A 19,600-nucleotide genomic window follows, 5' to 3' on the forward strand; every position below is an offset into this window, starting at 1 on the left:
CTCATGAGTGCTGTTCCCTCCACCCGTACCATCGCCCGCGCGGGCCTCGCCGCGTTCGCCGCCGCCGCGCTGGCCCTGACCCTCGCCTCCCCCGCCGCCGCGACCGGCACCCGTACGGTCACCGACGGGGGCGCCACCTACAACCTGTCGCTCTCCGGACCCAACACCGCGGCTGCCGCGGGCGCCAACATCACTGTCACCGGCAGCGGTTACAACACCGGCCAGGGCGTCTACGTGAGCCTGTGCGTGGTGAACGGGGCCCAGGGCGCCAACAAGCCCTCTCCGTGTCTCGGCGGCCAGGACCAGTCCGGCACCACCGGCGCCTCGCACTGGGTGTCCGGCCTGGGCGGCGGCCTCCCCAACACCTCGCCCTTCGGCGCGGGCGGGACCTTCAGCGTCCGGATACACGTCAAGGCCGACCTCGGCGGCGGCAACGTCTGCGGCGACACCGTCGAGTGCGCCATCGTGACCCGCGCCGACCACACCGACACCAACGACCGCAAGTACGACGTCCACGCCCCGATCAGCTTCGTGTAGCACCGACCAACCCCGGTCGACGCCCGCCCACTTCGAGCGGCACCACTCACCTCGGCGCATGACAGCTCAACTTCGTATGCACCGCTCAACTCCCATGAGTCATACAGCCATTTGCCCGGTCCCGGCCGCTCGCGCCGGGGCCGGGCTCCCACGCGTCGTGACGAGGAATGACATGACATCCACTCCAGGCACCGCTCCCCGCACCCCTCCGAGCACTCGCCGCGGACTCGGACGCCGGGCGGGTACGGCCGTCGTCGCCGCCCTGCTGCTCGCGGCGATCCCCACGGGCGCGGCGGTCAGTGCCGACGCCGGGACCCCCAAGACCGCCACCGGCCCCCAGGGGCAGAAGCTGACCGTCTCGGCCACCACCGGACTCGATCCGGCCGGCGAGAAGGTCCGGGTCATCGGCGCCGGGTACGGTCCGAGATCCGGCATCTACGTCGCCCTGTGCAAGGACAACGGCGACAACCGGGTGCCCTCCCCCTGTCTCGGCGGCGCGGACATGAGCGGCGGCTCGAAGACCTCGCAGTGGATCGTGCCCCCGGGCGACCCGTACGAGGGTGATCTCGCCCGCGCCTTCGGGCCCGGCGGAACCTTCGACGTGGAGATCGAGATCACGGCGAAGGGCGACGGCCTCGACTGCGCCGAGGTGGCCTGCTCCGTCGTCACCCGGGCCGACCACCGCTCCGGTGGCGACCGGTCGCAGGACGTCCGCATCCCTGTCGCCTTCGCGGGCCAGGCGCCCGGCGAACCGGGCGGCGAGGGCGTCGACGTGCCCGCGGGAACCGTCTCCTACAAGGCCGCCGCCGCATTCACCTCGGCCGGCAAGCCGCTGGACCTGCTGCTGCACCCCGATTCGAAGAAGCTGTACGTCGGCGCGGACAACCTCCCCGACACCGCCGACCTCGACGAGCGCGGGCTGCATGTGCTGAACCCCGAGGACGGGAAGGCCGAGAGCTGGATCAGCCAGGCTCCCGGACCCAACGGGGAGGTGCGCACCTCGGCGGCCGCCCGCATCGCGGGAGCCCTGCCGGGCGACGGCGTCGTCTACAACTACCCGCTCCGGGGCGTCGGGAGCGCCGAGGCAGGTGACGAGGCGGCCTCGGGCGTCTGGCTCACCGGGTCCACCATCACCGACATCGCCCCCGGCACGACTCCGGGCACGGTGCTGGTCGCCCAGGGCGCGAAGCTCTCCGAGATCGAGCGGGCCACCGGCACGGCGACCCGGAGCCTCACCCTCCCGGGCGGCGAGCAGTTCGCCGCGGATCCCGCCCGGGGCGCGCTCTGGTTCAGCGACTTCGCCGCCGGGCGGCTGCACCGGGTGGACCTCGCTTCGTTCGCGGTCACCGCCTCCTTCGCCCTGCCCGGCGCGCAGGGCGTGGCCGGATTCACCGAGACGGACCCGGCCACCGGCGCGGTGTGGGTCGGAGTCAACCGGTCCGTGCTGGTCTTCGACGCCGCGGGCAAGCCGCTCACGACGCTCGTCGGCAAGGACCTGGCCCGCGACGCCGCCTTCGACCTGGCGACGGGCCGGGCCTACGTCGCCTGGCAGGACGGCGGGGACCTCTCCGATCCGGCCGACGACAACAACGGCACGCTGACCGTGTACGACACCGAGGACTTCGCCGTGGCCGCGAAGGACCTGTCGCTGCCCGGCAACCACTCCCAGTCCGGCGCGGCCTCGCTCGCGGTCGGGCCTGGCGGCGCCACCGTCTTCGTGACGAGCCCCGCCGAGGGAAAGATCACCAAGCTGGTCCGGCAGGTCTCGCCCCTGGTGACCCGCGCGCCCGCCGACCTGGCGGCCGAGGACGGGAAGGAAGTCACCCTCACCGCGGAGGCGGAGGGCTCCCCGGCACCCACGGTCCGCTGGCAGGTCAGCACCGACGGCGCGCAGACCTGGAAGGACGTCGAGGGCGCGACCGGGGCGGCCCTCACATTCACCGCGCGGGCGGCGCAGGACGGCTACCGCTACCGCGCCGAGTTCCGCAACGACGTCGGCACCACCCGCACCTCCGCCGTGACGCTCACCGTCACGGCGGCCACCGGCGGCGGGGAGACGGGCGGCGACAGCGGCGGCGGTGACACCTCGAACGGGGCCGGCAGCACAGGTGGTGACGGTTCGGCAGGCGGTGACGGCGGTACGCGGTCGGGCGGCGGCTCCACCACCGGGGGCTCCGGCTCCACCGGTACGGCCGGCGCGTCCGGCTCCACCGGCTCCACGGTCGGCGGTGGCGCCGGTGGCGGCACCGGGGCCGCCACCACGTCCGGCGGCGGGAGCCTGGCCGCCACCGGCATCACTGTGATGTCGGCAACTCTCGCGGCAGCGGCACTCGTTGGCGCCGGGCTGCTGATCCACCGGCGCGCCAGGAGGCGCACGGACGGCGCACTCTGACCCCGTAGTGGCGCCCATCCCTTCGGGGTGGGCGCGCGAATCCGTGAACCCCCCGGCCGGGCACGCCGTCTGCCAGGGGGTTCACGCGTTCCCGCCGGAACGCACCGGAGTCGGAGCCTCCGCCGGCCGCTCCCCGGCGTCGCCCGGCACAAGCGCTTACCCGTCCGTCGCCCCATCAACATCCTTGGGCACCAGGCGACATCAGATGGTTCCAGCCGATCGGAGGTGTCTGGACCGAGCCGTCTGAACTTCACGAGAACTCCAGCGAAATGGCACGTGTGTGGATATCGTGCACCGAGCGAGGGCGCATCCGTCAGTCCATGGGATCGACGGATGCGTCCCGTTTGTGGGGGTGCGACTGTGACTGGGGGGTCCATGGGGCATGTCGAAATACCCGATACCGACCTATCCGGACCGGTGGGGCTCCGGGGCGCGCCGCGCCCCCGCACCGCCGCGTCCCGGAACCGCGCGGCCGCCCTGGAACAGCTGTGGAGGGCCCCGACAGCACAGCGCGACCCGGCCGGCCGGGCGCCGGCCCGGCGGAAGCCGGCGCCCGGCCCCGCCCTGGCCGCGCTGACCGACCTGCTGGGCCTGGCCGGTCCGGCCTGGCTGCTGCTGAGCGCGGGCGACCAGCCTCGGCCGATGGCGGCCGCCGCGGTGGCGGGGCTGGTCTGGGCCGGGCTGCGCACCGCCCGGGGACGCTACACGGACCGGCCGGGGACCGGGCCCGGCGGTGCGCTCGGCCCGGTCGGGGACTGGCTCGTCCTCATCGGCCTGCTGGCCGTCCTGCACACGGCTGCGGGAAGCCCGGTGGACCCGGCCACGGCCGTCATGGCCGTGACGCCGGGGCTGCTGATCACCGCGGCGGTGGCGGGGCTGCGTCGGTGGCAGCGCTCGGGGCGGCGCGGCCGTCGGGTCCGCAGGGTGCTGCTGGTCGGCGAGGCCTCGGGCGTGGTCCGGGCAGCCGAGCTGCTCAACTCCCGTACGGATCACGACTACCGTCCGGTCGCCGCCATTCCGGTGGGCACCGACCGGCTGGAGCTGGACGGTGTGCAGGTGCCGGGGCGCCTCGCGTCCTGCCCGGCCGACGACGACGTGACCACGGTGCTCGGCGGGGTCTACGCCCACGCGGCGGACCTGGTGCTGGTGGCCCCCGGGCCCCAGCTGACCGGCGACCGGCTGCGCCGGCTCGGCTGGGGGCTGCACGACGGGGGCGTCGCCCTGTCCGTGGTCTCGGAGCTGTCCGGGGTGGCTGCCGAGCGGGTGCGGCCCGTCACCGCGGCCGGGCTCACCCTGCTGCACATCGCGCCGCCGCTGCGCGGGGGGCCGCAGGCGATGGCGAAGAACGTGCTGGACCGTACGGGGGCGTTGTTCGGGCTGCTGGCCCTGACACCCTTGCTCCTGACGGTGGCGCTGAGCGTCCGGCTGTCCTCGCGGGGGCCGGTCTTCCACCGGCAGGTCCGGCAGGGGCAGCACAACCGGCCGTTCACCATGTGGAAGTTCCGCACGATGGTGGCCGACGCGGAGAACCTCAAGGCCCGGCTGGCCGCGAACAACGAGGCGGACGGGCCGTTGTTCAAAATGCGCGGCGACCCTCGGGTGACGTCGATCGGGCGGATACTGCGGCGGACGTCGGTGGATGAACTCCCGCAACTGCTCAATGTGTTGTTGGGTCATATGTCACTGGTGGGTCCGAGGCCGCCGCTGCCGGAGGAGGCCTCGCGGTACGACGAGCGGGAGCACCGCCGGCTCGCCGTGAAGCCGGGACTGACGGGGCTGTGGCAGGTGAGCGGCCGTTCCGATCTGACCTGGCAGGAGACCGTCTCGCTCGACCTCTGGTACGTCGACAACTGGTCGGTGGCCGCCGATATGGGACTTCTCGTTCGCACCGTGCGCGCCGTCACCGACGGCCGCGGGGCGTACTGAGGCGGTGGGCGGGCGGATGCGAGGAGCACAGCCGGTACGCCGCCGCGGGGCACCCCCCGGCGGCGGCGAACGGTCACTGTCCGGGCTGGAGTTGCCCGAGCCACCAGGCGTAGGTGCGGGCAATGCCGTCGCGCAGCGGGATCCGCGGCGTGAAGCCGAGGGAGGAGAGGCGGGTGACGTCGAGCAGCTTGCGGGGGGTCCCGTCGGGCTTCGACGTGTCCCAGCCGATGCGCCCCTCGTATCCCGTCACCTCCCGTACGGTCTCGGCGAGTTCGCGGATGGTGAGGTCGTCGCCGCAGCCGATGTTGACGGGTTCGTCGCCGTCGTATGCCTCCAGCAGGGTGACGCAGGCGGCGGCGAGGTCGTCGACGTGGAGGAACTCACGGCGCGGGGAGCCGGAGCCCCAGAGGGTCACCTCGGCCGCCCCGTCCCGCCGCGCCTCGTGGAAGCGGCGGATCAGCGCGGGCAGCACGTGCGAGGTCTCCAGGTCGAAGTTGTCGCCGGATCCGTAGAGATTGGTGGGCATGGCGCTGATGTAGGAGGCGCCGTACTGCCGCCGGTAGGACTGGATCTGGACGATTCCGGCGATCTTGGCGAGGGCGTAGGCCTCGTTGGTGGGCTCCAGCTCCCCGGTGAGCAGCGCCTCCTCGCGGATCGGCTGGGGCGCGAGCCGGGGGTAGATGCACGACGAGCCGAGGAAGAGCAGCCGCTCGGTCCCGGCCGCGTGCGCACCGGCGATCACGCTGAGCTGGATGCGCAGGTTGTCCTCCAGGAACTGCACGGGGTACGTGCTGTTGGCCATGATCCCGCCGACCTTGGCGGCGGCCAGCACCACGGCGTCCGGGCGGATCTCCTTCAGATACGCCCCGGTCCGCGCGGCGTCGCGCAGGTCGAGGAGGTCGCGGCCACGGGTGAGCACCTCATGGCCGTCGTCGGCGAGGCGGCGGGCCACCGCCGAGCCGACCAGGCCGCGGTGTCCCGCGACGAATATGCGGGAGGCGGGCCGCAGGAGGGAGCGGGCGGATTCCTGGGAAGGGGAGGGGAGTTCGGTCGTCATGGCTCGGATTGTGCCAGCAGAAAGGGACTGCGGTGACACTTTGCCGCAGAACGCTTCAATTCCGATATATCGGTGAACGTCGCCGCCGAGGCGATCAGCAGAGAAGGGGGAATCGTGGCGAAGACCGCGCTCATCACCGGAGTGACCGGCCAGGACGGTTCGTATCTGGCCGAGTTGTTGCTCGACAAGGGGTACACGGTGCACGGCCTCATACGCCGCTCCTCGAGCTTCAACACCGAGCGGATCGACCACATCTACCAGGGTCCCGAGGAGCCGGAGCGCTCCTTCGTCCTGCACCACGCGGACCTGTCCGACGGTGTGGCCCTGGTGAACCTGCTGCGCGACATCCAGCCCGACGAGGTCTACAACCTGGGCGCGCAGTCGCATGTGCGGGTGTCCTTCGACGCCCCGCTCTACACCGGTGACGTCACGGGGCTCGGCACCATCCGGCTCCTGGAGGCGGTCCGGGCCAGCGGCATCGAGACCCGGATCTACCAGGCCTCGTCCTCCGAGATGTTCGGAGCCAGTCCGCCCCCGCAGAACGAGAACACCTCGTTCCACCCGCGCAGCCCGTACAGCGTGGCGAAGGTCTACGCGTACTGGGCCACGGTCAACTACCGCGAGGCGTACGGCATGTTCGCGGTGAACGGGATCCTCTTCAACCACGAGTCGCCGCGCCGGGGCGAGACCTTCGTGACCCGGAAGATCACCCGGGGTGTCGCCCGGATCAAGGCCGGTCTCCAGGACCGTCTGCACCTGGGCAATCTGGACGCGGTCCGGGACTGGGGATACGCGCCGGAGTACGTGGACGCCATGTGGCGGATGCTCCAGTGCGAGGCCCCCGACGACTATGTGGTCGCCACCGGTGAGGGCGTCAGCGTCCGGCAGTTCGTCGAGTTCGCCTTCGAGCACGCGGGGCTGGACTGGCGCGAGCACGTGCGTTACGACCCGAAGTACGAACGCCCCAGCGAGGTGGACGCGTTGATCGGGGACGCGTCGAAGGCCGAGGAACTGCTGGGCTGGAAGCCCGAGGTGACGTCGCGCGAGCTGGCCCGCATCATGGTCGACGCCGATATCCGCCGGCTGGACGACCAGCTGACCGGGGCCGCCGTCCGGGTGGACAGGTGAACGGGCCGGGCGGCCCGTTCCCGCACGTCCGCCCGGCGCACCCGATCGGCCCGATCGGCGACACGCTCCCCAGGGGCGGCTCCACCGACAGCCACCACGTGGTTCCGGTCGCCGTCGCCCGGACCGCGTCGTCGCTCACCCACAACTCCCGGCCGGCGCCAGCCGCGCCCGTGCCCGGGACGATCACCGGCGCGACCGCCGTCTCCACCGACTCCTCGGTGGAGCCCTCCGCGCCGGCACCGGGCGGGGCCCTCGGCTCCGCCTACTCACTCGAACCGGCCGGCAGCGGAACGAACAACCCGCGCGCCCGGTCGGGCGAGGCAGGACACGCGGCCTCCCGGCCGCAGCTCGAATCTCACCTTCGGAGCAGAATGATGAACGGAAGTACAGGGCAGAGAACCGGAGGACGCGGCCGTGTGCGGGCCGCTTCCGCCGTTCTCGGCCTGCTGGCCGGAGCCCTGACCGCGACCGCGGCCGGGACCTCTCCGGCGGCGGCGCTGACACCACCGGTCGCCATCACCGCGGACGACCTCACCACCTGGCAGACCAACGGCATCGTCTGGTCGATGGCCGCCGGCGACGGCGTCGTCTACGCGGGCGGCACCTTCTCCACCCTGCGGCCCCCCACCGCCGCTCTCACAACGGACGACCGGCCCGCGGTGAACTTCGCCGCGTTCGACGCGGCGACCGGGGCGCCCACCGACTGCTCGCTGTCCTTCACCATCTCCTCCGGGACCGCGACCGTCCGGGCCCTGGCCCTGTCCCCGGACGGCGGCACCCTCTACGCGGGCGGCCAGTTCGGGGCGGTGAACGGAGTCGGGGTGAGCAACATCGCGGCGATCGACACCGAGACCTGCACCCCCCGCAACGACTTCAAGATCTCCGTGACAGCGACCGTGCGGGCGCTCGCCGTCACGGCCGACACGGTCTATCTGGGCGGGGACTTCAACAGCGTCGGAGGTCAGACGAGGAACAAGTTCGCCGCCGTCACCGCCGCCGGGGCGTCCCTGCTGCCCTTCACGGCCAACGCCGACGAGGTGGCCCGGGCCGTCGAACTGACCCCGGACGGGCGGAACGTGCTGCTGGGCGGCGACTTCTTCCGCGTCAACGGCACCACCAGCCACGCCCTGGCCGTGGTCGACGCGACCACCGGACGACTCACCAAGTCCTACCCGGGGTTCATCCACAACAACTCCACCGTGCAGGACATCACCACCGACGCCACCGGCTTCTACACCGGCAACGAGGGCACCGGCGGCGGAGTGTTCGACGGGCGTATCGCGCTGGATCTCGACGACTTCGACCAGCGCTGGCGGGACACCTGCCTGGGCGCGACCCAGGCGGTGCTGGCGTACTCGGGTGTGCTGTACAGCGGCAGCCACGCCCACGACTGTTCCAGCATGGGGTCCTTCCCCGACCAGCCGCGCAAGCATCTGCTGGCCCAGTCGGTCGACGACCCGAAGCTGCTCCCCTGGTTCCCGGACACCAACGACGGCATCGGCGAACCGGTCGGACCGCGCGTGATGACCCGGGCGAGCAGCGGCGGGAGCCAGTACCTGTGGGTGGGCGGCGAGTTCACCTCCGTCAACAGCAAGCCGCAACAGGGCCTCACCCGGTTCGCGAACGGCCCGGACACGGGCGCGCCCTGGGTGCCCAACGTCAGCCTGTCCACGCTGACCCCGGGGCGGATCGACGTGAACTGGCAGACCAGCTTCGACACCGATGACGGGGAGCTGACCTACCGGATCTACAAGGACGACTCGAGCACCCCGGTCCACACGACGACCGGCTACTCGGTCTTCTGGGACCGGCCCCAGCTGACCTGGACGGACAGCGACGTCGCGCCGGGAGAGACCCACTCGTACCGGATCACCGCGAGCGACGGGACCAACACCAGTTCCAAGTCCCCGGCCCAGAAGGCGACCGTGGCGAGCACGACGGAGGCGTATCCGGCCCGGGTGAGATCCGACGGAGCGAGCCTCTACTGGCGCTACGACGAGGGCGCGTCCACGTTCGCCCATGACAGCAGCGGCAACCTGGACAACGGCTTCCTGCGCAACGGCCCCGCCCACCGCCAGAGCCCGGCGGCGGTCGCCGGGCCCTCGACGGCGATCGGTTTCGACGGCGTCGACGCCTACGCGTACAGCAATCGGCAGGTCGCCGCACCGGCCCGCTTCTCGGTGGAGACCTGGATCAGGACCACCACCACCCGGGGCGGAAAGATCATCGGCTTCGGGAACATGACGCAGCAGAACAGCACCCGCCACGACAAACAGATCTACATGCGCAACGACGGACGGCTCACCTTCGGCGTCCAGAGCGGCGGCATGCGCACCGTGACCACCTCGGGTGCGTACAACGACGGTCAGTGGCACCACGTCGTCGCGACCCAGGGTCCCCTGGGCCGGGGCATGACGCTCTACGTCGACGGGCAGTCGCGCGCGTCGAACATCCTGGTCTCCGGCAACGACACCAATCCGGGGTACTGGCGAATCGGCGGGGACAACCTCGCCAACTGGCCGAACCGTCCGACGAGCGACTTCTTCGCCGGGCAGATCGACGAGACCGCCGTCTACCCGAGCACCCTGAGCGCTTCGCAGGTCAGCGCGCACTACGCACTGAGGAATGGCTGATCCGCATGAGGAACCCGTTCCTGGCCGGCGCCGTCGTGGTCATGACGGCGGCGCTGGCCGCCTGCGGCTCGTCCGCCGACGGGAACGGTCCGGAGGCCGCGGGCGCCCAGCGCCCCGCGGCCTCCGGGCCCGCCGCCCCCGGCCCGTCCTCCGGCCCGCCCGCACCGACCAGCACGTCCTCCGCCGGGAAGCCCGAGGAGCCGGCCGCCGGCCCTTCGGTACCCGCCACCGGCCCGAAGACGCCGTCCGACGAGATCACCCCGGCCACCGGGACCTTCACGAAGGGGCAGAGGGAGTATCTGGAGGACCGGGTGCCGAAGGGCATGGACCCGGCCGCCGTGCTCCAGACCGGCCAGGAGGCGTGCGACAAGCTCCGCTATCTGGTCAAGGCCGACCGGGACACCGCCGTCGGCGCCATCGCGACGGACGAGATCCCGGACGCGGCGGACGCGGTCGCCGGGCTCTGCCCCCAGCACCAGGACCTGGCGGACGAGGCCGCGGACGCCTACCCGGACGGCACACACACCGGGAAGAGGCTCCGGCCGGGCGTCTACAGGTCCGCCTCTCCCTCCACGGCCTGCTCCTGGCAGATCACCGGTGCCGGGGGCGAGGAACTGTCCTCCGGCACCTCCGACACGGGCGTCTCCCGGAAGATCACGATCCCGACGTCCGCCCGCACGTTCACCTCCACAGGCTGCTACGCCTGGCTGCTCGAAGGAGCCAAGGGATGACCGCAGAGACGCCCCCGGGAAGGACCCGGCTGCCGATAGCCGTGGCGATCCCCACGAAGAACGAGGGCCTGAACATCGCGGAGGCGGTGAAATCGGTGCTCGGCCACTTCGAGGCGGTCGTGGTGGTGGACTCCCACAGCACCGACGACACCGTCAAGATCGCCGAGGAGTGCGGGGCCGAGGTGGTCACGTACACCTGGGACGGGGCCCACCCACGGAAGAAGCAGTGGTGCCTGGAGAACGTCCGCACCGATCTGGACTGGATCCTGCTCCTGGACGGCGACGAGCGGCTCAGCCCCGGGCTGCTGGCCGAACTGCGGGAGACCTTCCGGGATCCGACGGCCCCGAAGCCTGCCGCGTACGACATTCCGCTCGGCTACTGGTTCTCGGGGAAGCGGCTGCGCCATGGATACACCATCCGCAAGCGGTCGTTGACCGACCGGACCCGCTCCCACTACCCGGAGGTCGGGGATCTCGACGCCCCGGGAATCGGTGAGGTGGAGGGCCACTACCAGCCGGTCGCGGCGACGGTGGGGACGCTCACCCACCCCATCGAGCACCAGGACCTCGACCCGGTGACCGCCTGGTTCGAGCGGCACAACCGCTACTCGGACTGGGAGGCGTGGCTGGAGAACCACCCCGAGGTGAAGGAACAGGTACGCCAGGTCAAGTCCCGCCAGGGGCAGTTGTTCCACAAGGCGCCGTTCAAGCCGGTGGTGTCGTTCGCGTACATGTATCTCTACCGGCGTGGCTTCCTGGACGGCCGGGCGGGCTTCGACTTCGCGCTGGCGATGAGCTTCTACCGCTGGCAGATCGCCCTGAAGTCCCGTGAGAAGCCGACCCGTTGACCAACCGGCCGGCACCCTGACCAGCCGGCTGACCCGTCGCCCGGCTCGCCGGGCCGGCCGGTCACCCTCGCCTCCGGCGGACCACGTCCTCATAGGTCCGCCGGAGGGTGGTGGTGACGGCCTCGATGGTGAACTGCTCGTTCACCAGCTCCCAGGCGGCCTTGCCCGCCTGTTCGGCGGCCTCCGGCTCCAGCAGTTCCAGGATCGCGTCCGCGACCTTGCGCGCGTTGGCCGCGTCCTCGCCGACCCGACTGTCGATCACCCGGCCCGCCCCCGCCCCCGCGACGTCGGGGGCCTGCCCGCAGGTGCGGGTGATGACGACCGGGGTGCCGACCGACATCGCCTCCAGCACCGAGACCGGGAACGGTTCCTCGATCGCCGGCAGCACATACACATCGGCCTCGCGGTCGGCGGCGAGGACCTGTTCGTGCTCCAACGGGCCCCGATGGTCCAGGGAGTCGGCCACACCCAGCCTCCGTGCGAGTGCGAGGGTGCCGGCCAGCGCGCCGGTGTCCGGCCCGGCCAGCACGAAGCGGGCGTCCGGGTGGCGGGCGAGGACGTGCGGCATCGCGGCGACGAAGTCCTCGGGCCGCTTGCGCTCCTGGATCCGGGCGAGGAAGAGCACGGTGGGCGGCCGGCCGGGGTCGCGGACGGGCTTGCGCTCCTGCGGGCGGACCCCGTTGACCAGCCGTACGGTGCGGGTGAGCGGGACCGGGGCGGCCACGGCGTTCACATCGACCCGCTCCATCTCGGTGAGGTGCAGGACGGCATCGGCCTCACGGAGCACCTTGCGGACCCCGAGCAGGTCGGTGAGCTGGGCGACCTTCTTCTCGGTGGGGTCGATCATGCCGTGGGTCTGGACGACCAGCGGCGTCCGGGACGCGAGCGCGAGGAGCGCTGCGGGCAGGGTCACCAGGTCCCGCATCAGATGGACGTGTACGAGGTCGGCGCCGCGCATCATGCCGCGTGCGGTGCGCAGCAGCGCGGCGGAGGTGATCCCGCTGACCTCGAACATCGGGAGCAGGTGCCGCGCCTGGAAGAGGTGGACCGGAACTCCCTCCACCTGGCGCGGCAGTTCACCGCCGGGGAAGCCGTCGCCGAGGGCCATGACGCGGGCGTCGTCCCCGATGGCCCGCTGGACCTTGGACAGGTTGAACGCCACCCGGGTCGGACCGCCGAAGGCGTGGTCCGGAGTGTGGAGCGTGACAACATGCAGGATTTTCACGAGAGTTCCCCTCGACCTCGGCCAACTGTTCACAGCCTAGTCATCGTGCCACCGCAAGTGGGTTGATTCGTTAGAGTGTTCAGCGGTTCACTGATCGGGGGGAGCATGACGTCGGTGCACACGTCGGCGCGCACGCCGAACCGCGGGAAGCCCTCCGACGCGCCCGCGCGGCCGATCGCCTGGGCCATGCTGTCGCGGGCCCTGTCCGTGCCGCTCATCCTGGGACTGGTCTGCTTCCTGCCCGCGGTGATCGCCGCCCAGCCCGGCAGCGGGGTCCGGGACGCGGCGTACTGGCTCCAGCTCGTGCTGACCTGCTATGCGGGGGCCCGGCTGGCGACGATGATCCTCTCGACCCGGCGGCGGTTGCTCCAGGGCGTCTTCTGGATGTTCGTGTACATCGCGATGGGCGTGGCGCCGTTCGCCCAGGTGGTCATCGGGCAGACGCCGACGCCGATGGTGGGGCCGCGCCAGGATCTGGTGACCGCGATCGCGATGATCCTGGTGGGGTGTGCCGCCTACGATCTGGGGGCACTGCTGGCCTCGCGGCGCCCGCTGCGCCCCCGGACTCCCTCCGCTCGGGGCTCGGGTGGAGGACCGGCCGTGGCGCATCCGCTGCGGCTGCGGCTGCTGGTGCTCCTGGCCTTCGCGGCGAGCGCGTTCTACGTGATGAAGCTGGGCGGGCCCGCGGTCTTCTTCTCCAGTCGGCAGGAGATCAACGAGACCGTCGCGGCGAGCGGGGTCGTGACCGAGGGGTCCAACGTCGGCTCGGCGTTCATCAAGGGCTTCGGCCAGGTCCCGGCGCTGCTGGCGCTGCTCTTCTACACCCGTCGTCTGGCGACCTCCCGGCGGGCCCGGCGCACCCCGTCGACGGTGCTGGTGTGGGTGGCGCTGGCGGCGCTGAACCTGGTGGTGAACAATCCGGTCTCCAACGCCCGTTACTGGTTCCTCACCGTACTGATGGCGTTCGTGTTCACCGCGTTCCCGAGCAGTGCGGCGTTCTACCGCACGGTGCTGACGACGGGGGTGATCGGGGCGCTGGTGGTGTTCCCGTACGCGGACAGATTCCGGTACGAGGAGGGGGGACAGCGGCCCGTGCAGTCGGCGTCCGTCTTCGAGCCGCTGGTGACCAAGGACTACGACCAGATGGTGATGTTCGCCAACACCATCTCGTGGGTCGAGACCCGGGGGCACACCTACGGACGTCAACTGGCCGGCTCCGGACTGTTCTTCGTGCCGCGCGCGGTGTGGAGCGGGAAGCCGGAGGACACCGGTGTCCGGGTCGGGCAGTGGATGGGGCTGCGGATGACCAACCTCTCCGCCCCGCTGTGGACCGAGTTCTGGGTCGACCTCGGTCCGGCCGGTATGGTCGGCGGGCTGGCGCTGATCGGCTACGCGGCGGCCCGCACCGACCGCAGATACGCTCTCGCGGTCACCCGGGCGGGTCCCGGTTCCGGCAGTGTGCTGGCGATCGCGGCGCCGCTGATCGCCGGATACACCTTCATCCTGCTGCGCGGTCCACTGCTCCAGGCGGTGGGGAAGCTCGCCATCGCGGCCCTGTGCCTGGTGCTGATCACCACGTTCAGGGAGCAGCAGGCAGCGCGTCGGCGCTGACGGGCTCCTTGGGCACGGCGGGTCCCCGGCCGCGCAGCAGGGCCACTCGGGTCCAGGTCGCGACGGCCTTGCAGAGCGACCCCAGGGCCAGCCCCCAGGCTGCACCCGGGACGCCCCCGATGGCGTAACCGCCCGCGAGGAACGCCACGGCGGTGAGCGAGAAGACGACCTGGACGCTGAGCGTGGTGCGCGGGTCGAGCATGCGCAGGGCGAGCAGCCCGCAGGTGCCGATGGCCATCGCCGCGTACTGGCTGCCCGTCGCGGGGAGCAGCGCGGCGGCCGTGGGCCAGGTGTCGCCGAGCAGTTCGCGTCCGGCGCGCTCGGGCAGCAGGGCGAGCACGGTGGCCCACAGGACGGCGGTCGCCGCGAGGACGGCGGCGAGGGCGGCGGTGGCCCGGACCCGGCGGCGCTCGTCGCCGATACGGCCGAGCAGTGGGGGACCGAAGGAAGTGGCCGAGGTGTAGAGCACGTTGAGCGGTCCGAACAGGGTGGTCGCCCCGCGCAGCGCGCCGACGAGGAGTGGGTTGCCGACCGCGCCGAGGCCGAGCACGGACAGCTGGCCGGTCGCGTTGCCCACACCGAACTCGACGGTGAAGCGCTGCCCGAGATGGCCGCGCCGCAGCAGCGGGCGCAGTCGCACCGGGGCCCCCGCGGTGGCCCGGTGCAGGAGGGCGAAGGACAGGAGCAGGGCGGGCAGGGCCGACAGGCCCCAGACGGCTGTCAGGCGCGCCGGGGACGCCCCGTAGTCCTGCGCGGAGAGCGCCCCCAGCACGCAGCCGAGCCGCAGCAGGTCCGCGGTCAGCGCGAGATGGGGACGCTGGAGGGTGGCGAAGGCATACCGCCCGGCGTCCTGTCCCAGCACCACGGGGAGCACGAGGCCGAGCATCATCAGGGCGCGGGCGGTGTCGCCGGGGACGAGGGCGCAGACGGCCGCGAGCAGCGCGCCGAGGGCGGCCGACGCGAGGACGGTGAAGGCTACGGCGGAGCGGCAGGCTCCCCGGGTCTCCTGGCCCGCGCCGCGCTTGAGGACCAGCGGCTGCCCGGTGTACGCGCCCGAGACGCCGAGGAGCACCGTGAAGACCAGGTAGACCGCGGAGAAGCGGGCGAAGTCGGTGACGGTGGAGAGCCGGGCGGCGGCCAGAAGCACCAGGATGTTGGTGAGCGCGGCCACGCCCTGGTCCGCGACCGAGCAGAGGACGGCGGTGCGTGCTCTCATCGGCGCGCGGCCGGCAGGGTGAAGGCGCGCAGGCCGAGGGTCTCGGTGGGGTCGCCGGTGATCTCCGGAGCGTCCGGCTCGGCGGTGGGGGCGGGCCCCCCGCCACCGCCCCGGCGTCGGGTCGGTTTCGCCCGTCGCTCCGCGCGGCGCAGCCGCCCCCGGCCCGGGTGGAGCAGCGCGCCGAGTACGGAGCCTCCGGAGGCACCGATGATCTCGCGGATGCGCTCCAGGTCGCTGCGGTGCACCTCGCGCGGGTCGCAGACGATCATGACGCCGTCCACCCGGTCGACCAGGGCGACCGCGTCCGCGTAGGACAGGACGGGCGGGGCGAGGACGATGACGACGTTGCCGGTCCGGTCGGCCTCGGCGACGATGCGGCCGACGGGCGGTGAGGTCAGGGCGCGCGGGACGTTGTCGACGGCGGTTCCGGGGATCAGGGCGAAGGCCCCGGATCCGGGCACGTCCACATTGGTGCGGCCGCCGGCGGGCCAGCCACCGCCGCCCTCCTCGGCGGCCCAGCGTGGCGGGCGCACCTCGTGGGCGGCGGAGCCCAGGTCGCGGGCGAGCGAGGGGGTGCGCAGGTCGGCTTCGACGAGCAGGACGTCGCGGCCCATCTCGGCGAAGGCGGCGGCCAGGTTGGCGGCAGCGGCGGCGGCTGCCGTGTTGTCACCGCGCGGGGCGGTGACCAGCAGCCGGCGGCTCCCGGCGAACGACGGGTCGTAGGCGAGCCGGAAGGCGACGGCGCGGTACTCCTCGGCCAGCCGGGAGTTGCCGCGCCCGATGGCGAGCAGGCGGCCCGCTGCGGCGCGTTCCCGGGGCAGGGTGCCGAGCAGGGGTGCGCCGAGCGAGTGGACGAGCTCGCGGGTGGACCGTACGGCGGGGTCGAAGACGAGGCGCACCCAGGAGAGGAGCAGTCCCAGTGCGAGACCGACGACGCCGCCGAGCCCGAGGAGCAGCGGCAGTCCCGGGCCGGTCGGCGACGTGGGGGCGACGGGCTTCTTGTTGAGGTAGCCGGGGGTGGTGTCCAGGGCCTTCAGCTCGGAGATCTTCCGGCTCAGCTCGGAGATGGAGACGATGATGTTGGCGCGGGCGCTGCTGACGTCGTCCTCCGCGCCCGCGCCTATCTGGTCCTCCAGCAGGTCGCGCTTCTCCTCCAGTGGGCGGAGCTGGGCCCGGTAGCCGTCGGACATGTTCCGGATGCTCTCCTCGGTGCGCGCCCTGCGGTGGGCCAGGTAGGCGTTCGCGAGGGCTTCTGCACGGGCGCGGGCCTGCTCGGGGGCGGTGGCCGTGTAGGAGAAGCGGAGGGCGAGGGTGTTGGGCGGGTTGGTGACCTGGAGCCCGGTGAGCAGCGTGCGGGCGGTGACGTCGTCGCCGGCCTTGAGCAGGGTCCCGGCGGCCAGGGTGCCCACCGTGTCGCTGACGGCGGTCTGGCGCTCGGAGCCGATGTTGATGCCCTTGTCCGCGGTGGCTCCGGCGGCGAAGGGGTCGGAGATCGCGGAGCGGACGAGCACCTCGCCGTTGGCGGTGTAGGTGTCCTCGCCGCCGAGGGCGAGATAGCCGCCGCCGAGCAGGCCGACGACGACTCCGGACGCCAGCAGGGAGCGGTAGCGCAGGAGTTGGCGGAACTGGTCGCGCAGGAGAGCCGGCTCGTCCTGGTCGTCCGGGGCGCGGTGGTGCGGCGTCATCGGCGGGGGCTCCCTTGTGCGTCCGGCAGGACCTCGGCGAGCAGGTCGTCGAAGCGGGCGAGGCCCGCCTCCCGGCTCAGGTGGCGGGCGACGTAGCGCGGGCCCTCGGCCCCGAGGGCGTCGGCGGCGGCCGGGTCGGCGGCCAGCTTCCGCAACGCGTCGATCAGGGCCGCCGGCTCCTCGGGAGCGACGAGGACCCCGGCTCCCGAGCGGCGGACCTCGTCGGCGGTGCCGCCCTCGTCGGCGACGGAGGCGATCACGGGGCGTCCGGAGGTGAAGTAGGAGGTGAGCTTGGAGGGGACGCTCATGTCGAGGACCGAGGCGCGCTGGGTGACCGCGAGGACGTCGGCGGCGGCGAGGACGTCGGTGAACTCCTCGGCCGCCGCGGGCTCGGGGAAGTCCACGTTGGCCAGTCCTGCGGCGCGGGCGCGCAGGGCGTCGCGTTGGTTGCCGTCGCCCATCAGGACGACGCGGACGTCGGGGGCGAGGCGGGCGGCGTCCACCAGGACGTCCAGGCCCTGCTTGAGCCCCATGTTGCCGGAGTGCAGGAGGACCGGGGTGCCCTCGGGCCAGCCGAGCCGGGCGCGGGTGGCGGCCCGGTCGGCGGTGGGGCCCTGCACATGGGTCCAGTTGGGGACGAGGCGGATGCGGCCGGGGTCGACGCCGAGAGCGGTGACGCCGGGGACGAAGCTCTCGTGGATGACGCCGACGAGGGCGGCCCCGCGCAGTGCGTACCGCTCGGCGGCGGCGGCGACGGTGGCGGCCCTGCCCCCGCCCCGTATTCCGCTCTGCGCGGCGGCGGCGCCCATCAGGTCCTGGACGACGGGCAGGTGGGGGACGCGATGGCGTCGGGCGAGGCGGGCTCCGATGACACCGCCCGCGAGGCTGGGCATCTGGGAGATCACGGCGTCGGGGCGTCCCGGCGGTGGGGCGAACAGTCCGGTCGCGAGGACGCTCGCCTCGAACGCGGCACGTCGCAGGGCGCTCTGACGGGGTGGCACGTAGTGCCTGCGCCGGTGCACGCCGACGCCGCCGCGTATCTCCACCGTCCGCCAGACGTCCCGGTACCCCTCCTCCAGCCGCCAGGAGGGGTAGTGCGGCATACCGGTGAGCGCCCGGACCCGGGCGCCGGACGCGGCCCAGTGCTCGGCCAGCTGGGTGGCGTACGGGCCTATGCCCGTGAGTTCCGGTGCGTAGTTGGTCGAAACCACCAGAAGTCGGCGGCCTCGGATCGAACCGGACCTTGACGTTTCGGACATCGGACGATCGCCTTCCCCCCACGACAGCCGCTGCCCCCCACCAGGGAACAGCCCCTGTCGAGCTTATCCGTTCACGGCTTGCACAAGTGTTCTTCACAGTAAGCTCGTTGGAACATCATCGGATCACGTTCACCGTGGGGGGAGAGATACGGATGGTGCAGCACAGGGTGGGTTACGCACCCGGGGTGTACGACCTGTTCCACGTCGGGCACCTCAACATCCTGCGGCACGCCCGCAGCCAGTGCGACTACCTGGTCGCGGGGGTCGTGTCGGACGAGATGGCCGCCCTGGCCAAGGGTCACACGCCGATGATCCCGCTCCGCGAACGACTGGAGATCGTCCGCAGCGTGCGCTTCGTGGACGCCGCGTTCGTGGAGACCGTGCCGGACAAGGTCGAGACCTGGCAGCAGGTCCGGTTCGACGTGATCTTCAAGGGAGACGACTGGCGGGGCACGGACAAGGGGAAGAAGCTGGAACGCGACTTCGCCGAAGTGGGTGTGGAGGTCGTCTACTTCCCGTACACCGTGCACACGTCCAGCACCCAGCTGCGGCGGGCGCTGGACGTGCTCGTCAGCCGGCCCGGAGCGCTTTCAGCTCCCTGAACCACTTGGTGAGGAAGGCCGCCAGAAACAGCGTGTGCACCACCGCGAGCACGGCGTACCCGGCGCGGAAGGCCCCGGGTGCGCCGAGCAGCAGGAACACCAGGCAGAACACCCCGTAGTCGGCGGGCAGCAGCGCCACGGCCCGCACCCGGGAGACGGGCGCCGCGTCCGATGCCGCCCAGGACGGGCCCCGGGCGCTCACCGCCGCCTTGCCGAGATGTTCGCGCAGCAGCCCCGCGCAGAAGGTACCCACAGCCGCCACCTGGAATCCCAGGGGAAGCAACAGCCAGGCTTCCGAGGGTAGTTCGTTGAAGCGGTAGAAGGAGATCAGGACGGCGAGGTGGACGAGCAGCAGCTTCCCGCAGTCCACGACATGGTCCAGCCACTCCCCGTCGGGTCCTCCCCGGCCGGTGAGCCGGGCGAGCTGTCCGTCGGCGGAGTCGAAGGCGAAGCCGACCGCGAGGGCCGCCCAGACCAGGACGCCGAGCGTCCAGGACGGTTCGACGAGCGCGACCGAAGCCACCGCACCGTAGGTGAACAACGCGCTGGTCAGTGTGACGTGATTGGGCGTCATGCCCGCCCGATACGCCCCGGCCGCGAGCACCCGGCCGGCGGGCCTGTTCACGTACCGCGAATAGAGCGAGACGCCCTTGGCGCTCTTCTGTGCGCCGCGCAATTCGCGCAGCACTGTGCCCGTGCTTCCCATACGCCCCCCAGCGTCCGGCATGTGCCCGCATCATGGCATGCGGA

Annotated in this window: 15 protein-coding genes; 9 read left to right on the plus strand and 6 right to left on the minus strand. The window is 72.2% G+C overall.

What is annotated here, in order from left to right; translation table 11 throughout:
- Positions 1-3: 3 nt before the first annotated feature.
- The 3 genes from ACZ60Q_RS06415 to ACZ60Q_RS06425 all read left to right on the plus strand — a co-directional run bounded on the left by ACZ60Q_RS06415 (position 4) and on the right by ACZ60Q_RS06425 (position 4,855).
- Positions 4-537 carry a hypothetical protein gene (locus tag ACZ60Q_RS06415; protein WP_469629214.1) on the plus strand — a complete coding sequence of 178 codons (534 nt, stop codon included), beginning with the start codon at positions 4-6 and terminating at the stop codon, positions 535-537.
- A gap of 172 nt (positions 538-709) precedes the next feature.
- Positions 710-2,929: a hypothetical protein gene (locus tag ACZ60Q_RS06420; protein ID WP_469629216.1), complete on the plus strand. Its 2,220-nt coding sequence runs from the start codon at positions 710-712 to the stop codon at positions 2,927-2,929.
- 375 nt (positions 2,930-3,304) lie between these two features.
- The gene (locus tag ACZ60Q_RS06425) at positions 3,305-4,855 is read left to right on the plus strand and encodes an exopolysaccharide biosynthesis polyprenyl glycosylphosphotransferase (RefSeq protein WP_469629219.1); all 1,551 of its coding nucleotides are present in this window, start codon (positions 3,305-3,307) and stop codon (positions 4,853-4,855) included.
- A gap of 73 nt (positions 4,856-4,928) precedes the next feature.
- Here ACZ60Q_RS06425 and ACZ60Q_RS06430 read toward each other — a convergent pair whose 3' ends face one another.
- Complete coding sequence (locus tag ACZ60Q_RS06430; RefSeq protein WP_469629221.1) at positions 4,929-5,912, minus strand: GDP-L-fucose synthase family protein; 984 nt, start codon at positions 5,910-5,912, stop codon at positions 4,929-4,931.
- A 114-nt stretch (positions 5,913-6,026) separates the two neighbouring features.
- On the opposite strand from ACZ60Q_RS06430, the gene gmd reads away from it, so the two are divergent.
- The 4 genes from gmd to ACZ60Q_RS06450 all read left to right on the plus strand — a co-directional run bounded on the left by gmd (position 6,027) and on the right by ACZ60Q_RS06450 (position 11,252).
- Complete coding sequence (gmd, locus tag ACZ60Q_RS06435) at positions 6,027-7,040, plus strand: GDP-mannose 4,6-dehydratase (RefSeq protein WP_469629553.1); 1,014 nt, start codon at positions 6,027-6,029, stop codon at positions 7,038-7,040.
- Between the two features lie 371 nt (positions 7,041-7,411).
- The gene (locus ACZ60Q_RS06440; protein ID WP_469629556.1) at positions 7,412-9,673 is read left to right on the plus strand and encodes a LamG-like jellyroll fold domain-containing protein; all 2,262 of its coding nucleotides are present in this window, start codon (positions 7,412-7,414) and stop codon (positions 9,671-9,673) included.
- A gap of 5 nt (positions 9,674-9,678) precedes the next feature.
- Entirely contained in the window at positions 9,679-10,404 is a 726-nt protein-coding gene (locus ACZ60Q_RS06445) for a hypothetical protein (RefSeq protein WP_469629223.1), read from the plus strand.
- Positions 10,401-11,252 carry a glycosyltransferase family 2 protein gene (locus tag ACZ60Q_RS06450; RefSeq protein WP_469629226.1) on the plus strand — a complete coding sequence of 284 codons (852 nt, stop codon included), beginning with the start codon at positions 10,401-10,403 and terminating at the stop codon, positions 11,250-11,252. The genes ACZ60Q_RS06445 and ACZ60Q_RS06450 overlap by 4 nt, the downstream gene beginning before the upstream one ends.
- A 61-nt stretch (positions 11,253-11,313) precedes the next feature.
- Here the strand turns inward: ACZ60Q_RS06450 and ACZ60Q_RS06455 are convergent, their stop codons facing one another.
- Positions 11,314-12,477 (minus strand): glycosyltransferase, encoded by a 1,164-nt coding sequence (locus ACZ60Q_RS06455; RefSeq protein WP_469629229.1) that lies wholly within the window; start codon positions 12,475-12,477, stop codon positions 11,314-11,316.
- A gap of 105 nt (positions 12,478-12,582) precedes the next feature.
- Between ACZ60Q_RS06455 and ACZ60Q_RS06460 the strand changes: the two genes are divergently transcribed.
- Entirely contained in the window at positions 12,583-14,088 is a 1,506-nt protein-coding gene (locus ACZ60Q_RS06460; protein ID WP_469629232.1) for a hypothetical protein, read from the plus strand.
- On the opposite strand, the gene ACZ60Q_RS06465 is transcribed toward ACZ60Q_RS06460, so the two are convergent.
- The 3 genes from ACZ60Q_RS06465 to ACZ60Q_RS06475 are packed head-to-tail and all read right to left on the minus strand — an operon-like array spanning position 14,057 to position 18,248.
- Positions 14,057-15,304, minus strand: coding sequence for an MATE family efflux transporter (locus tag ACZ60Q_RS06465; RefSeq protein ID WP_469629235.1), 1,248 nt, complete (start codon positions 15,302-15,304; stop codon positions 14,057-14,059). The genes ACZ60Q_RS06460 and ACZ60Q_RS06465 overlap by 32 nt on opposite strands.
- A complete protein-coding gene (locus ACZ60Q_RS06470) occupies positions 15,301-16,989 on the minus strand; it encodes a P-loop NTPase family protein (RefSeq protein WP_469629238.1) in 1,689 nt (562 codons plus the stop codon). The genes ACZ60Q_RS06465 and ACZ60Q_RS06470 overlap by 4 nt, the downstream gene beginning before the upstream one ends.
- On the minus strand, positions 16,986-18,248 hold the full coding sequence (locus tag ACZ60Q_RS06475; RefSeq protein WP_469629240.1) for a glycosyltransferase: 1,263 nt from the start codon (positions 18,246-18,248) through the stop codon (positions 16,986-16,988). The genes ACZ60Q_RS06470 and ACZ60Q_RS06475 overlap by 4 nt, the downstream gene beginning before the upstream one ends.
- A 152-nt stretch (positions 18,249-18,400) precedes the next feature.
- Here ACZ60Q_RS06475 and ACZ60Q_RS06480 point away from each other — a divergent pair, with 152 nt between their 5' ends.
- Positions 18,401-18,850 (plus strand): FAD synthase family protein, encoded by a 450-nt coding sequence (locus ACZ60Q_RS06480; protein WP_469629243.1) that lies wholly within the window; start codon positions 18,401-18,403, stop codon positions 18,848-18,850.
- Here ACZ60Q_RS06480 and ACZ60Q_RS06485 read toward each other — a convergent pair.
- On the minus strand, positions 18,819-19,556 hold the full coding sequence (locus ACZ60Q_RS06485; RefSeq protein WP_469629245.1) for a CDP-alcohol phosphatidyltransferase family protein: 738 nt from the start codon (positions 19,554-19,556) through the stop codon (positions 18,819-18,821). The genes ACZ60Q_RS06480 and ACZ60Q_RS06485 overlap by 32 nt on opposite strands.
- Between the last annotated feature and the right edge of the window lie 44 nt (positions 19,557-19,600).

This window comes from Streptomyces sp. NPDC104313 (assembly GCF_055583985.1).

What these genes read in the sequence shown, in the direction of transcription:
- ACZ60Q_RS06445 (WP_469629223.1), top strand. Translation starts at nt 9,679, where the DNA reads ATGAGGAACCCGTTCCTGGCCGGCGCCGTCGTGGTCATGACGGCGGCG.
- ACZ60Q_RS06440 (WP_469629556.1), top strand. Translation starts at nt 7,412, where the DNA reads ATGATGAACGGAAGTACAGGGCAGAGAACCGGAGGACGCGGCCGTGTG.
- ACZ60Q_RS06420 (WP_469629216.1), top strand. Translation starts at nt 710, where the DNA reads ATGACATCCACTCCAGGCACCGCTCCCCGCACCCCTCCGAGCACTCGC.
- ACZ60Q_RS06415 (WP_469629214.1), top strand. Translation starts at nt 4, where the DNA reads ATGAGTGCTGTTCCCTCCACCCGTACCATCGCCCGCGCGGGCCTCGCC.
- ACZ60Q_RS06460 (WP_469629232.1), top strand. Translation starts at nt 12,583, where the DNA reads ATGACGTCGGTGCACACGTCGGCGCGCACGCCGAACCGCGGGAAGCCC.
- ACZ60Q_RS06450 (WP_469629226.1), top strand. Translation starts at nt 10,401, where the DNA reads ATGACCGCAGAGACGCCCCCGGGAAGGACCCGGCTGCCGATAGCCGTG.
- ACZ60Q_RS06465 (WP_469629235.1), bottom strand. Translation starts at nt 15,304, where the DNA reads ATGAGAGCACGCACCGCCGTCCTCTGCTCGGTCGCGGACCAGGGCGTG.
- ACZ60Q_RS06425 (WP_469629219.1), top strand. Translation starts at nt 3,305, where the DNA reads ATGGGGCATGTCGAAATACCCGATACCGACCTATCCGGACCGGTGGGG.
- ACZ60Q_RS06475 (WP_469629240.1), bottom strand. Translation starts at nt 18,248, where the DNA reads ATGTCCGAAACGTCAAGGTCCGGTTCGATCCGAGGCCGCCGACTTCTG.
- ACZ60Q_RS06480 (WP_469629243.1), top strand. Translation starts at nt 18,401, where the DNA reads ATGGTGCAGCACAGGGTGGGTTACGCACCCGGGGTGTACGACCTGTTC.
- ACZ60Q_RS06485 (WP_469629245.1), bottom strand. Translation starts at nt 19,556, where the DNA reads ATGGGAAGCACGGGCACAGTGCTGCGCGAATTGCGCGGCGCACAGAAG.
- ACZ60Q_RS06430 (WP_469629221.1), bottom strand. Translation starts at nt 5,912, where the DNA reads ATGACGACCGAACTCCCCTCCCCTTCCCAGGAATCCGCCCGCTCCCTC.
- ACZ60Q_RS06470 (WP_469629238.1), bottom strand. Translation starts at nt 16,989, where the DNA reads ATGACGCCGCACCACCGCGCCCCGGACGACCAGGACGAGCCGGCTCTC.